14 protein-coding genes are annotated in these 12,501 nt (G+C 70.1%); 13 read left to right on the forward strand and 1 reads right to left on the reverse strand.

Going from position 1 to position 12,501, the window contains the following annotated elements:
- Positions 1–14: 14 nt before the first annotated feature.
- The 11 genes from rnc to ACX114_RS19775 all read left to right on the forward strand — a co-directional run bounded on the left by rnc (position 15) and on the right by ACX114_RS19775 (position 10,027).
- Positions 15–788: a ribonuclease III gene (rnc, locus tag ACX114_RS19725; RefSeq protein WP_459300209.1), complete on the forward strand. Its 774-nt coding sequence runs from the start codon at positions 15–17 to the stop codon at positions 786–788.
- A 67-nt stretch (positions 789–855) separates the two neighbouring features.
- Positions 856–1,533, forward strand: a complete 678-nt coding sequence (locus ACX114_RS19730) for a peptidylprolyl isomerase (protein ID WP_459299960.1) — start codon at positions 856–858, stop codon at positions 1,531–1,533.
- Positions 1,530–2,087 (forward strand): peptidylprolyl isomerase, encoded by a 558-nt coding sequence (locus ACX114_RS19735; protein WP_459299961.1) that lies wholly within the window; start codon positions 1,530–1,532, stop codon positions 2,085–2,087. Before ACX114_RS19730 ends, ACX114_RS19735 begins: the two co-directional genes overlap by 4 nt.
- Before the next feature lie 88 nt (positions 2,088–2,175).
- Positions 2,176–3,129, forward strand: a complete 954-nt coding sequence (gene era / locus ACX114_RS19740; protein ID WP_459299962.1) for a GTPase Era — start codon at positions 2,176–2,178, stop codon at positions 3,127–3,129.
- A gap of 70 nt (positions 3,130–3,199) precedes the next feature.
- Entirely contained in the window at positions 3,200–4,612 is a 1,413-nt protein-coding gene (gene der, locus ACX114_RS19745) for a ribosome biogenesis GTPase Der (protein ID WP_459299964.1), read from the forward strand.
- 95 nt (positions 4,613–4,707) lie between these two features.
- Complete coding sequence (locus tag ACX114_RS19750) at positions 4,708–5,517, forward strand: tetratricopeptide repeat protein (RefSeq protein ID WP_459300211.1); 810 nt, start codon at positions 4,708–4,710, stop codon at positions 5,515–5,517.
- Positions 5,518–5,563: 46 nt separating this feature from the next.
- The gene (locus ACX114_RS19755; RefSeq protein ID WP_459300213.1) at positions 5,564–6,703 is read left to right on the forward strand and encodes an outer membrane protein assembly factor BamB family protein; all 1,140 of its coding nucleotides are present in this window, start codon (positions 5,564–5,566) and stop codon (positions 6,701–6,703) included.
- Positions 6,700–7,137, forward strand: a complete 438-nt coding sequence (locus ACX114_RS19760; RefSeq protein WP_014397046.1) for a (deoxy)nucleoside triphosphate pyrophosphohydrolase — start codon at positions 6,700–6,702, stop codon at positions 7,135–7,137. Before ACX114_RS19755 ends, ACX114_RS19760 begins: the two co-directional genes overlap by 4 nt.
- Positions 7,137–8,012, forward strand: a complete 876-nt coding sequence (locus ACX114_RS19765) for a ribonuclease H-like domain-containing protein (RefSeq protein ID WP_459299967.1) — start codon at positions 7,137–7,139, stop codon at positions 8,010–8,012. The genes ACX114_RS19760 and ACX114_RS19765 overlap by 1 nt, the downstream gene beginning before the upstream one ends.
- An 11-nt stretch (positions 8,013–8,023) precedes the next feature.
- The gene (locus ACX114_RS19770) at positions 8,024–9,076 is read left to right on the forward strand and encodes a hypothetical protein (protein WP_459299968.1); all 1,053 of its coding nucleotides are present in this window, start codon (positions 8,024–8,026) and stop codon (positions 9,074–9,076) included.
- A 69-nt stretch (positions 9,077–9,145) separates the two neighbouring features.
- A complete protein-coding gene (locus ACX114_RS19775) occupies positions 9,146–10,027 on the forward strand; it encodes a DUF3014 domain-containing protein (protein ID WP_459299970.1) in 882 nt (293 codons plus the stop codon).
- A 3-nt stretch (positions 10,028–10,030) separates the two neighbouring features.
- On the opposite strand, the gene ACX114_RS19780 is transcribed toward ACX114_RS19775, so the two are convergent.
- A complete protein-coding gene (locus tag ACX114_RS19780) occupies positions 10,031–10,588 on the reverse strand; it encodes a hypothetical protein (RefSeq protein ID WP_459299972.1) in 558 nt (185 codons plus the stop codon).
- A 341-nt stretch (positions 10,589–10,929) separates the two neighbouring features.
- On the opposite strand from ACX114_RS19780, the gene ACX114_RS19785 reads away from it, so the two are divergent.
- Both ACX114_RS19785 and chrA read left to right on the forward strand, forming a co-directional pair.
- The gene (locus ACX114_RS19785) at positions 10,930–11,337 is read left to right on the forward strand and encodes an arsenate reductase/protein-tyrosine-phosphatase family protein (protein ID WP_459299974.1); all 408 of its coding nucleotides are present in this window, start codon (positions 10,930–10,932) and stop codon (positions 11,335–11,337) included.
- Complete coding sequence (gene chrA, locus ACX114_RS19790; RefSeq protein WP_459299976.1) at positions 11,337–12,482, forward strand: chromate efflux transporter; 1,146 nt, start codon at positions 11,337–11,339, stop codon at positions 12,480–12,482. The genes ACX114_RS19785 and chrA overlap by 1 nt, the downstream gene beginning before the upstream one ends.
- The last annotated feature ends 19 nt before the right edge of the window (positions 12,483–12,501 follow it).

The raw sequence follows: 12,501 nt of genomic DNA on the forward strand, positions 1-12,501 counted from the left end.
GCCGCGTGGAGAAGATGACCCTGGCCGAGCGGGTTCAGGCCCTGGAGGCACGCCTGGGCGTGCAGTTCTCCAAGCGCGACCTGGCCCTGGAGGCGCTGACGCACAAGACGTACGTCAACGAGAACCGCGACCAGAACCTCAAGGACAACCAGCGCCTGGAGTTCCTGGGCGACGCCGTGGTGGACCTGGCCGTGAGCCACCGGCTGATGGACCGCTGCCCCGGCGTCCCCGAGGGCGAGCTCACCAAGATGCGCGCCCGCATCGTCCACGAGGAGGGCCTGGCCCGCGTGGCCCGGAGCCTGCGCCTGGGCGAGCTGCTCCTCTTGGGCCGGGGCGAGTCCCAGTCCGGAGGCCGCGACAAGAACTCGCTGCTCGCGGACGCGATGGAGGCGGTGCTGGGCGCGGTGTACCTGAGCGGCGGCCTGGAGCCGGCGCTGGCCCTGGTGGACCGCATCTTCGGGGAGCTGGTGGAGGAGGTGGCCTCCGGCGCGGGCCGCCTGGACTACAAGACGCTCCTCCAGGAGCTGGCCCACGAGAAGCTCAAGCTGTCGCCGCGCTACCGCGTGGTGGCGGAGACGGGCCCGGAGCACTCCAAGGTGTTCGAGGTGGAGGTGTGCATCGGGGAGTCCGTGTACGCCCGCGCCACCGGCCGGAACAAGAAGGAGGCCGAGCAGGCAGCCGCTCGCACCACGCTGGAGCGCCTGAAGACGGAGACGGCTGTCGTGGCATCCCCGGCTGTCGTGGTGCCCGTCCCGGGAGGTCCTTCCCCGGACGACCCTCCGGCGTGAAAGCCCTTGGAGCGGGAGGGGGGTGGGGGGTAGGGTCCGCGCCTTCCTGCCCTGGAGGCTGTCCCGTATGCACCGTCTTCTCGGTCTCACCGTGGCGCTGGCCGCCGTCGCGGCGTTGGCCGCCGAGCCCGCCGCGGGCCCGTGGACGAAGAAGGTCCAGGCCGGCAAGGACCTCTACGCGACCCTGAAGACGAGCCAGGGCGTCATCACCGTGAAGCTCTTCTCCAAGGACGCGCCCAACACGGTGGCGAACTTCGTGGGCCTGGCCACCGGTGAGAAGGCCTGGACGGATCCGAAGACGGGCGAGCAGGTGAAGGGCAAGCCGCTCTACGCCGGCACCGTCTTCCACCGCGTCATCCCGGGCTTCATGATCCAGGGCGGCGACCCCACCGGCACCGGCCGGGGCGACCCGGGCTACCGCTTCGCGGACGAGTTCCAGAGCGGCCGGAGCTTCGACAAGCCGGGCATCCTGGCCATGGCCAACGCGGGCCCCAACACCAACGGCAGCCAGTTCTTCATCACCACCGGCACGCCCGTGCACCTCACCGGCCGGCACACCATCTTCGGCGAGGTCGTCACCGGCTACGACGTGGTGGAGAAGATCGGCAACGTGCCGCGCAGCGCCCAGGACCGCCCGCAGACGCCCGTGGTGCTGGAAACGATGACGCTGAGTGAGAAGGCTCCCAAGCTTCCCAAGAAGCCGGCCACTCCCAAGCCCGCCGCCCCCAAGAGCACCCCGCAATGAGCTTCATGGAACAGGCCCGCGCGGGCACGGAGTTGTTCGGCACCTTCCAGACCACGGAGGGGCGCATCGTCGTGCGCCTGTTCTCCAAGGAGTCGCCCAAGACGGTGGAGAACTTCGTGGGGCTGGCCACCGGGGAGAAGACCTGGACGGACCCCATCACGTTCCAGCCCCAGCATGGCCGCCCGCTGTACGACGGGACGCTCTTCTTCCGCTGCATCAAGGACTTCATGATCCAGGGCGGAGACCCGACCAGCCGGGGTAACAACGGCCCGGGCTTCCGTTTCGAGGATGAGTTCCAGGGTGGCCGGCGTTTCGACAAGAAGGGTGTGCTGGCCATGGGCAACACCGGCCCGAACACCAACGGCAGTCAGTTCTTCATCACCGCGGCGCCGCAGCCCCACCTGGACAACCGGTACACCATCTTCGGCGAGGTGGTGGAGGGGCAGGACGTGGTGGACCGCATCGCCAACGAGCTCCCCAAGGATTCAAACGACCGTCCCCGCCGGGACGTGCGCATCCAGACGTTGACCATCTCCACGGCGCGGCCGTCTTAAAGCAGTCCACCGCCGCCGTACCCTGGCAGTTCCCCCGGGGTCTTCCTGTCTCACGAAGTCGGAAGGCCCACTGATCATCTCCGGAAGTATGGCCTCCCAGTCCCAGAAGAAGACCCCTCGCGCTGGCTTCGCCGCGCTCATCGGCCGGCCCAACGTGGGCAAGAGCACGCTGCTCAACGTGCTCACGGGCGAGAAGATCGCCATTGTCTCGCCCAAGCCGCAGACCACCCGCAACCGCATCCTGGGCGTGGTGACGCGTCCGGAAGGGCAGGTGGCGTTCATCGACACGCCCGGCATCCACCAGGCCAAGGGTGAGCTCAACCGCTACATGGTGGAGGCCGCCCTCTCCGCGGCCGAGGAGGTGGACCTGGTCCTCTTCCTCATCGAGCCGCCCCAGGGCGAGACGCTGGACGTGACGCCGGGCAACCGCGCCATCCTCGAGCGGCTGCAGAAGGTGGGCAAGCCCACCTTCCTGGTCATCAACAAGATCGACTCCATCCCCAAGGCGAAGCTGCTGCCGCTGATTGCCCTCTACGGCCAGGAGTTCCCCTTCGCGGAGGTGGTGCCCATCTCCGCGCGCGAGAAGGACGGCGTGGAGCACCTGTTCCAGGTCGTGCTGGGCCACCTGCCGGAGGGCGAGCCCATCTTCGCGGAGGACATGCTCACGGATCAGCAGGAGCGCGTCCTGGTCGCGGAGTACATCCGCGAGCAGGTGCTGCGTCACTGCCGCCAGGAGATCCCGTACTCCACCGCGGTGCTGGTGGACGTGTTCGATGAGTCCGAGCGCGAGCCGCGCCCGGGCACGCCCCCGGGCCAGCTGGGCGGCCTCATCCGCATCGCGGCGTCCATCTACGTGGAGCGCGACAGCCAGAAGGCCATCCTGATTGGCAAGCAGGGGCAGATGCTGAAGCTCATCGGGACGGACGCGCGCAAGTCCGTGCAGCGCCTCCTGGGCGCGCATGTCTACCTGGACCTGCGCGTGCGCGTGGAGGCCCGCTGGAGCGAGCGCGCCGCGGGCCTGCGGAAGCTGGGTTACGAGTGATGTCGCCGCTGAAGTCCGTGCCGCTGACGTCGTTGCCTTCGAAGTCGTCGTCGCTGTCGAAAGAGACTCCATGAAGCCGCTGGTCGCCATTGTCGGTCGCCCCAACGTGGGCAAGAGCACGCTGTTCAACCGCCTGGTGGGCCGCCGCATCGCGCTCGTCGAGGACCAGCCGGGCGTCACCCGCGACCGGCACTACGCCGACGCGGAGTGGGAGGGCCGCGCCTTCACCCTCATCGACACGGGCGGCTTCGTCCCCGGTGAGAAGGACACCCTGCTCAAGCAGGTGCGTGAGCAGGCGCAGTTCGCCGTGGAGGAGTGCGACGTCATCATCTTCGTGGTGGACGCCCGCGCGGGAATGACCACGGCGGACGAGGCCGTGGCCAACTACCTGCGCAAGGCGGGCAAGCCCGTCGTCGTGGCGGCCAACAAGCTGGACAACGAGTCCGGGCAGATGCAGTCGCTGGCCGGCGAGTTCTTCCGCCTGGGCCTGGGCGACGTGAACGCTATGTCCGCCGAGCACAACCTCGGCATGGGCAGCCTGATGGACTCCGTGGTGTCCAAGCTCCCGGAGAAGCAGGAGGGTGAGGACGCCGAGGCGCCGCCGGACGACGGGAAGATCCGCGTGGCCATCATCGGCCGGCCCAACGTGGGCAAGAGCACGCTGGTCAACGCCATCCTCCAGGAGAAGCGCGTCGTCACCAGCGACGTCGCCGGCACCACGCGCGACCCCATCGACTCGGAGGTGACCTACAAGGGCAACCCGATCATCCTCACGGATACGGCGGGCATCCGGCGCAAGAAGACCATCGCGCACCAGGTGGAGCAGTACTCCGTCATCGCGGCGCTGAAGGTCCTGGAGCGCAGCGACGTGGCGGTGCTGCTGATGGACGCCACGGAGCCGGCGGTGGATCAGGACGCGAAGCTCGCGGGCCTGTCCATGGACCGCGGCCGCGCGCTGGTCATCGTGGTGAACAAGTGGGACCTCATCGCGGAGGACAAGCGCCGCCAGGAGGCCTTCCGCGAGGACCTCAAGCTCGCGCTCAAGTTCGTGGGCTACGCGCCCGTCATCTTCACGTCCGCCCTCAACGGCACCAAGGTGGAGAAGGTGGTGGACGTGGCGGTGGAGCTGGCGAAGCAGTTCCGCTTCCGGGCGCCCACCCCCCAGCTCAACAAGCTGCTGGATTACATGGTGGACAACAACCCGGCCCCCATCGTGAAGGGCAAGCCGCTGCGCCTGTACTACATCGCCCAGGTGGCGGCGGCGCCGCCGACCTTCGCCCTCACGTGCAATGAGCCGCAGGGCGTGCCGGACATGTACAAGCGGTACATCACCAACCAGATCCGCAAGACGTTCGATTTGCGGGTCCCCATCCGCCTGCTCTTCCGCGAGCGGCCAGGCAAGGCCAAGCGCGAAGCCCGGAAGAACCCGCACCTGGCGGGGAAGGGTGGCAAGAAGGGTGGGAAGCGCGCGGGGCGTGACTGACCGCGCTCGCGCGTTGACACTCCCAGCGGGCGCTCTTTACAGTGCGCCGCTTTCCCAGAGCGAAGAGCACCGTCGAGCCGGAGAGAGGTCCCTTCATCGTGGCCCAGCAGAAGACCGAGAAGATTCGCCAGCAGGAGCTTCGTCAGCCGGACGCTTTCCAGAAGGCGGGAGCGGACGCGCGGGACTGGCTGATGCAGCGCCAGAAGTTCCTCGCCATTGGCGCGGGCGTGCTCGTGCTGGGCGCGGTGGGCGTGGCCATCGCCAGTGAGGTCTCCAAGCGTGGCGAGGAGCAGGCCTCCATGGCCCTGGGCCAGGCCCTCACCGTCCTGGACCGCCCCGTGACGGGCGTGGACCCGGTGGACCCGTCCGCCACGGAGCCCCCGTTCCCCACGGTGCAGGCCCGCGACGAAGAGGTCGTGAAGCAGCTGGCCGCCTTCCGCAAGGAGCACGGCGGCACCCGCTCGGCGACGACGGCCGCCCTGCCGCAGGCCAAGGCCGAGTTCCGGCTGGGCAAGAACGACGACGCCCTGGCGTCCCTGGACGTCTTCCTCAAGGGCGCCCCGGAGAACGACGCCCTGCGCGCCAGCGCCCTGGAAGGCCAGGGCTACGCCTACGAGGCCAAGGGTGACTACGCCCAGGCCATCACCTCCTTCGAGGCGATGGAGAAGGCGGACACCGGCGAGTACCTGGTCGGCATGGGCGCGTACCACAAGGCGCGCATGCTCATCCTCCAGGGCAAGAAGGACGAGGCCGCGCAGGTGCTGTCCAAGATCCCCACGGACCACCCGAACAGCGCCGCGGCCCGCCAGGCCACCGAGCGCATGGCGGTGCTGGCCGCGGAGGGCGTGAAGGTGCCCACGCCGGCGCCTCCCGCCGCGACGGCCACGGACGCGGGGCAGCCGTAGCTCGCTCATGACCATGCGGCTTGCTCGGTGGAAGCGGTGGGTGGGAATGGTGGCCGGGGCAGGGCTCCTGGCCGGGTGTGCGTCGGCGCCGCTGTACGGCAACCCGGAGCTGCCCGCGGCGCCCCGGCAGCCGCCGGTGGACTACTTCCAGGTGGACTGGTGGGCGGGGCTCATCGACAAGGTCCCGCTGCTGGAGTACTCGCCGCGCGAGCCCGCCTCCCCGGTGTACGACCCGGAGAGCCGGAACGTCGTGGTGCAGACGCGTGACGGCTACGTCCGCGCGGTGGGACCGGACGGGAAGGTGGCCTGGTCCCTGCGCACCGGTGCCCGGGCGCTCGCGGGCGGTCTGGCCAGCGAGGGCGTCATCTACCTGCCGGGCGGTGACGGCGTGCTGTACGCCGTGGACGGCCGCACCGGCGCGGTGAAGTGGAAGTACGCCACCAACGAGTCCCTGGCCACGGTGCCGGTGCTCGCGGACGGCCTGGTGCTGGTGGCCACGGACACCGACACGGTGTTCGCGGTGAAGGCGACGGACGGCGCGTGGGTGTGGCAGTACCGGCGCGACCCGCCGTCCGGCTTCACCGTCCGGGGCGCCTCCGCGCCGCGAGTGGACCAGGACACCGCGTACATCGGCTTCTCCGACGGCTTCCTCGTCGCCCTCAAGGTGGAGGACGGCGGCGTCATCTGGGAGAAGTCCCTGTCGGGCGCGGGCACGGAGTTCCTGGACGTGGACACCACGCCCGCCATCGACTCGGCGGGGCGGCTCTACGTGGCCTCGTACAAGAACGGCCTGTACGCCCTGGAGGCGGACACCGGCGCCGTCATCTGGAACGCCAGCGTGGGCGGCCTGACGTCGCTGCTGGCGCGGGGCGAGGTGGTGTTCGCGACCGGTGACGGCCGCGTGGACGCCTACCTGGGAGAGACGGGAAAGCTCATCTGGTCGCTTCCTCTCAAGAACAGGACGGCGCTCGCTCCAGTGTTGGCCAGGGGAATGCTGCTGGTGCCCAACGAGCGCGCGCTGCTGTTCGTGGACCCGACGACGGGCAAGTCCCGCATGGCCTGGAACCCGGGCGTGGGCATCTCCGCGCCGCCGTTCGTGGTGGGCTCGCGCGTGTACGTGCTGTCCAACAACGCGTACCTGTACGCGCTGGACATGAACGACGTGAAGAAGGGGCCGCGCGGGTGACGCGCGCCGTGCCCCGGACGGTACGGGTGGTGGCCGCGCTGATTCCCCGGCCTGGTCCGGAAGACGGCGGGCCGCGGTACCTGGTCCAGCAGCGCCTTCCCGGTGGGAGCCGCGCGCTCCTCTGGGAGTTCCCCGGCGGCAAGGTGGAGGCGGGCGAGACGGACGAAGCCGCCCTCGCGCGCGAGTGCCGCGAGGAGCTGGACGTGGAGCTGTCCGTGGGCCGCCGCCTGTGGGAGGGCCGGCACACGTACCCGGACCTCACCGTGGAGCTGGTGCTGCTCGCGGCCACGATCGTGTCCGGCGAGCCGAAGCCGCTGGGCGCGCACCAGCTGGCGTTCCACACGCCCACGGAGATGCAGGCGCTGCCGTTCTGCGAGGCGGACATTCCGCTCCTGGACGACCTCCTGGCGGGAAGGCTGGGTGCGCTCGATTGATGCTGCTGCACACGTTCCAGCTCATCCCCGGCGTGGGGCCGTGGCGCGAGAAGGACCTGTGGTCCAAGGGCATCCGGACCTGGGATGACTTCCCGGACGGCGGCATCGTCATCAGCCGCAAGGCGGACACGGCGGCCCGCGAGCGCATCGCGGAGGCCCGGGCGGCGCTGGCCCGGCGCGACCTGAAGGACCTGGCCCGCATGGTGCCGCCGCGCGAGCACTGGCGCCTGTTCCCGGAGTTCCAGGACGACGCCGTCTACTTCGACATCGAGACGGACGGCAGCAAGACGCAGGTGCCCACGGTGGTGAGCCTGTTCGACGCCGCCGGGCTGCACGTCTTCATCCAGGGCCGGAACATGGACGCGCTGCCAGAGGCCATGGCGAAGCGGCGGCTGTGGGTGACGTTCAACGGCTCGTGCTTCGACGTGCCGGTGCTGAAGGAGTACTTCGGCGCGAAGAACTTCCCGGTGCCGGAGGCGCACATCGACCTGCGCTTCGTCACGCGGCGGCTGGGGATGGGCGGCGGGCTGAAGGAGATTGAAGACAAGCTGGGCGTGGGCCGGCCGCCGCACCTGAAGGGCGTGAACGGCTACGACGCGGTGCTGCTGTGGCGCGCGTACCTGCGGCGCGGGGACGTGGAGGCCCTGCGCTACCTGGTCGAGTACAACCTCTACGACTCGTTCCAGCTCCGGTCGCTGATGGACCTTGCGTACAACAAGGGCGCGGACGACCTGAACATGGACGTCCCCCGGCTGAAGGTCTTCGAGCGCGGGGACCTGCTGTACGACGTGAGCCGGCTGCTGCTGGAGCTGGGCCCCACGGAGCGCGACCTGGACACGCTCGCGCGCGTGCGGGCCATGGAGCAGGATTCCTGAGCGGCCAGGTCGTGCCTTGGGTCGGCCGGCCGCGGCCCGGCACGCCGTGGGGCATCCCCAGCCGCCGCGTTGCGCTCACTCGAGTCACGACGCTGCCGGTGACGGACGCGGAGTGGGCGGGTGACGGCTTCGTGCTGCCGCCCGCGGGTGAGTCCGTGGGGCTGGCCCTGGGCGTGCGGCGCCTGGCTGTACTCGGGGCTCGGGAGTCCTGGCCGCCGGAGCATGCGCTGGATCTGCCTCGGACCGCGGGGCTCGTGGCGTTGCATCCGTCGCTCCGGTTCGCGGCGGTGCTGGGACCGGGGCGCATCGAGATGGTGGGCCGGGCGCTGGACGGGAGTCCGGTGGAGACGCCCGCGCGGACCTGGACCCGGCACACGCAGTCCCTGGGGTTCGACGTCACCGGCGAGAGCCTCTGGACGAGCGGCGTCCAGGACGGTCGGGCTTCGGTGCGCGTCCTGGATGCCCGAACGTTATCGGACGGAGTGGGCACGGAGGCCGGGCTCGAGCTCGACACGCCGGTGTTGGGCGAGGACGACCTGGACGGGCTGCACGAATGGATGCCGCATCCGCGCCTGCCGGTGATGGGCGCGTCGGTGAGCCTGGGCCAGGAGGGCACGTGGCTCACCTTCGTGGAGCGCGGTGCGGCGGGGCTCGTGCGGGGCGCGGCGGTGGCTTCGGTGGAGGCGCCGTTCTATCCGGCGGGGTTCCTTCCGGATGGCTCGGGCTTCATCGGCGTGGGCGGCACCTGGGTGCGGCGTTGGACGTACCCGGAGGCCACGCTGGCGGCGGAGTTCCTGCTGCCGGAACAGGGCACGCTCGCCACGGGGTACAGCGGGCTGGTGACGGAGCGGGCGGTGCTGGTGGCGGTGGAGGACCTGTTGGAAGCGGGTGAGTGGTACCTGCTTCAACTGGACCCGGGCTCATTGCGGCCCGTGTGCGCGTGGGAGCTGCCGTTGTCCACGGAGGCCGTCACGTCGGTGCACCTGCTGCCTGGCGGCTTCATCCTGTCGCCCGAGGACGGCCAGCTCTGGCGCCTGCCGGACGAGGTCCTCTCCGCGCGGTGAACACAGACGGCGCGGATTGTTCACGCGCGCGTGGAATGGCTCGAAGGCCTGTCTGTAAGGTCCGGGACCATGAGCGATCCGAACTTCGTGAATCAGGGCCCTGGAGCCATTCCGCCGCCGCCGGAGGCCGAGCCGCCCAAGTCTCCGTCGCGGGGCAAGGTCCTGGGCATCCTGGTCGCGCTGATGGTCGTGGGCGTGGTGGGTTCGTATTTCGGCCTGAGGCGCCAGTCGGAGGCGCCCGTGGTGACAGCGCCGCCGGTGGTGGACGCGGGCGTGGCGGAGGTGCCCGCGGAGGTGTCGCTGCCGGAGAGTGACGGCCGCATCCGCGACCTGGTGGGCAAGCTGTCGGTGGACCCGGAGCTGGCGAAGTGGCTCCAGGAGCGCGACCTGGCGCGCCGGTTCACCGCGTCCGTGAGCAACATCGCCGAGGGTGAGAGCCCCCGGGCGTCGCTGTTGTTCATGGCGCCCGTGGGGGCGTTCCAGGTAGGCGCGGCCGGGGCGAACGGGCGCTCGGAGATCGCGCCGCTGAGCTACGCCCGCTACGACCTGGTGGCTCGGGTGCTGGGATCGCTGGACGCGTCCGGCGCGGCGATGGTGTACCGGGAGCTGAAGCCGCTCATCGACCAGGCGTATCGGGAGATCGCGCCGCCGGATCAGGGCTTCGAGACAGCGTTTGGCCGGGCCATCCAGCATCTGCTGGCGGTGCCGGTGCCGAAGGGGCCGGTGGAGGTGGAGCCCAAGGGCGCGCTGTATGTCTATGCGTCGCCGGAGCTGGAGGGGCTGAGCAGGGCCCAGAAGCACCTGCTGCGGATGGGCCCGGGGAACATGCGGATCATCCAGGCGAAGCTGCGGGAGCTGCGCACGGCGCTGAACCTGCCGACCCCGGCGCCGGCCACGCCCGAACCGTTGCCGGATCAGGCGGTGCCGGGGCAGTCGGAAACCCAGGAATGACGGCTACTTGGACTTCTTCTTGCCGCCCTTGGCGGGCGGCGGAGGCGGCTTCGGCTTCTCCTTGTCGCCGATGATCTGGAACGAGGCCCGGAGGTCCTCGACGTCGCGGCCGCGCGAGTCCTGGAACGACGAGCCGGTCTGGGAGTCGACGACGAGAGTGTACGAGTAGCCGGTCTTGAGCGGCTGCGGCAGGTGGATGCGGTACACGAGGCCGTCATCGGCCTCGGACACGGAGTCGTCGGAGACCATGGCCCGGTCGGCTTCGTCCATGAGCCGGACGCGGTAGTTCTTGAGGCCCAGGGTGCTGCGGAGCTCCAGGTCGGAGGTGGGCTCCACGAGCGGCTTTTCCTCCAGGGCCAGGGGGATGAGCGCGGAGCCGCCATCCGGCGACAGGTACTGGAGCGTGAAGACCACGGCCTCGGGACCCGAGTCCGGGGCCGCCGTGGCGCCGGTGACGCCGCCGTCCACGGGGGCCTGGGACGTCTTGTCGGGGCAGCCCGTCAGCAGGGCCGCGGTGAGGCCGCAAAGCGCGGCGAGTCCGGTTCGTCGGAAGAGGCGCATGGGGCGGCAAGGTACGTTCCGGACCGGGGCTCGGGAAGCACGAGATTCCACGGGCCGGGGACGGGCGGTGGGTGGTCGACGGTATGTTTTGGGGAACGGTCGGCGCATGGCGCACCGTCCGCGGCCGAGGTTCGGGAGGCCCATGAGGCCGGCTGCGCGAACGTCCGTGGAGGCTCTGAGCGGGCCAGGGAAGCGCCTGGAATCCTTGGGGAACGCCCAGTCAGAACGTCTGATAAGAAGCGTTATGTAAACTAAGCCTCTGGGCGTCCTGGGGACTTCTACCTGGGCCCGTTTCGCGTTCGTTTGGGTGGTTCCCCTGCTTCTCTGGTGAAGTCCGCGCGATGGAAACGGTCATCTTCGCCTGCGTCCACAACGCGGGCCGCTCGCAGATGGCGGCGGCGTTCTTCAACGCGCTCGCGGCTCCAACCCGGGCGCGTGCCCTCTCCGCTGGAACTCGGCCCGGAGACCGCGTCCACCCGGAGGTCCAGGCCGTCATGGCCGAAGCCGGCATCGACTTGTCTGGCGCCCTGCCTCGGCTCCTTACGGACGAACTGGCCCGGAACGCCGGATGGCTCATCACCATGGGCTGTGGCGATGCGTGCCCGGTCGTTCCTGGCCTGAGGCGCGACGACTGGCCCCTGGACGACCCCAAGGGACAGCCGCTGCCCCGTGTGCGTGAGATCCGGGACGAAATCCGGGCCCGTGTAGTCGACCTGCTGACCCGTCAGCTCTGGCTTCGAGTCCCCTGATGGCGCCCCCACGCCCGGGTTCCGTCGGCGAAGTCGCCTGGGTCTTCCTCCGGCTGGGGCTGACGGCCTTTGGGGGCCCTGCCGCGCACATCGCCATGATGGAAGACGAGCTCGTACGGCGGCGCCAATGGCTGCCCCGTGAGGAGTTCCTCGACCTGCTGGGCGCCACGAACCTCATCCCCGGCCCCAACTCCACCGAGCTGGCAATCCACCTGGGCCACCGGCGTGCCGGCTGGCCCGGGCTGCTGGTGGCCGGTGCCTGCTTCATCGTTCCGGCAATGCTCCTGACGCTCGCGGCGGCCTGGGCCTACGTGCGTTTTGGCACCCTGCCGCAAGCCGGCGCCCTCTTGTACGGCGTCAAACCCGTCATCCTGGCCGTGGTCCTCCAGGCCCTGTGGGGCCTCGGCAAGACGGCCCTGACGACCCGGCCCCGGATCGCCGTGGCCATCGTTTCAGCCCTGGCGAGCGCCCTGGGCGTCAACGAACTGCTCATCCTGGCCCTGGCTGGCGTTTCCCTGGCGGCCTGGAGCCATTTTCGGTCCTCCCCCGAGTCCAGATCGGCGCTCACGCTGACCCCGTTCGCATTCCACGGCGTCACCGCCATGGCCGCCACGGCCCCCGTTCCGGCCAGCCTCAGCGGCCTCTTCCTGTTCTTCCTCAAGGTCGGCAGCGTGCTGTTCGGCAGCGGCTATGTCCTCCTGGCCTTCCTCCGGGCCGACCTCGTCGAACGCTGGGGCTGGCTCACGGAAGCCCAGCTCCTGGACGCCGTGGCCGTGGGCCAGTTCACGCCGGGCCCCGTCTTCACCACGGCGACGTTCATCGGCTACCTCGTGGGCGGCACGCCCGGCGCCGGGCTCGCGACACTGGGCATCTTCCTGCCCGCTTTCGTCTTCGTGGCGCTCAGCGGTCCCCTGATCCCCCGGCTTCGCCAATCCCGGACCGCGGGCGCGGTGCTCGACGGCGTCAACGCGGCCTCACTGGCCCTCATGGCCGTGGTGACCTGGCAGCTGGGACGCGCGGCGCTGGTGGATGGCTGGACGGTGGCCCTCGCCGTGCTCGGCGCGGTGTTGCTGCTCCGCTGGCGGGTCAACTCGGCATGGCTGGTGTTGGGCGGTGCCGCCGCCGGACTGCTACGGGCTTGGTGACAGGCCTGTTCTCTGTACC

Source organism: Corallococcus sp. M7, from assembly GCF_054512695.1.

Excerpts from the sequence above, each read along its gene's own strand:
- rnc (WP_459300209.1), top strand. The coding sequence starts at position 15 with ATGACCCTGGCCGAGCGGGTTCAGGCCCTGGAGGCACGCCTGGGCGTG.
- ACX114_RS19730 (WP_459299960.1), top strand. The coding sequence starts at position 856 with ATGCACCGTCTTCTCGGTCTCACCGTGGCGCTGGCCGCCGTCGCGGCG.
- ACX114_RS19735 (WP_459299961.1), top strand. The coding sequence starts at position 1,530 with ATGAGCTTCATGGAACAGGCCCGCGCGGGCACGGAGTTGTTCGGCACC.
- era (WP_459299962.1), top strand. The coding sequence starts at position 2,176 with ATGGCCTCCCAGTCCCAGAAGAAGACCCCTCGCGCTGGCTTCGCCGCG.
- der (WP_459299964.1), top strand. The coding sequence starts at position 3,200 with ATGAAGCCGCTGGTCGCCATTGTCGGTCGCCCCAACGTGGGCAAGAGC.
- ACX114_RS19755 (WP_459300213.1), top strand. The coding sequence starts at position 5,564 with ATGGTGGCCGGGGCAGGGCTCCTGGCCGGGTGTGCGTCGGCGCCGCTG.
- ACX114_RS19765 (WP_459299967.1), top strand. The coding sequence starts at position 7,137 with ATGCTGCTGCACACGTTCCAGCTCATCCCCGGCGTGGGGCCGTGGCGC.
- ACX114_RS19775 (WP_459299970.1), top strand. The coding sequence starts at position 9,146 with ATGAGCGATCCGAACTTCGTGAATCAGGGCCCTGGAGCCATTCCGCCG.
- ACX114_RS19780 (WP_459299972.1), bottom strand. The coding sequence starts at position 10,588 with ATGCGCCTCTTCCGACGAACCGGACTCGCCGCGCTTTGCGGCCTCACC.
- ACX114_RS19785 (WP_459299974.1), top strand. The coding sequence starts at position 10,930 with ATGGAAACGGTCATCTTCGCCTGCGTCCACAACGCGGGCCGCTCGCAG.
- chrA (WP_459299976.1), top strand. The coding sequence starts at position 11,337 with ATGGCGCCCCCACGCCCGGGTTCCGTCGGCGAAGTCGCCTGGGTCTTC.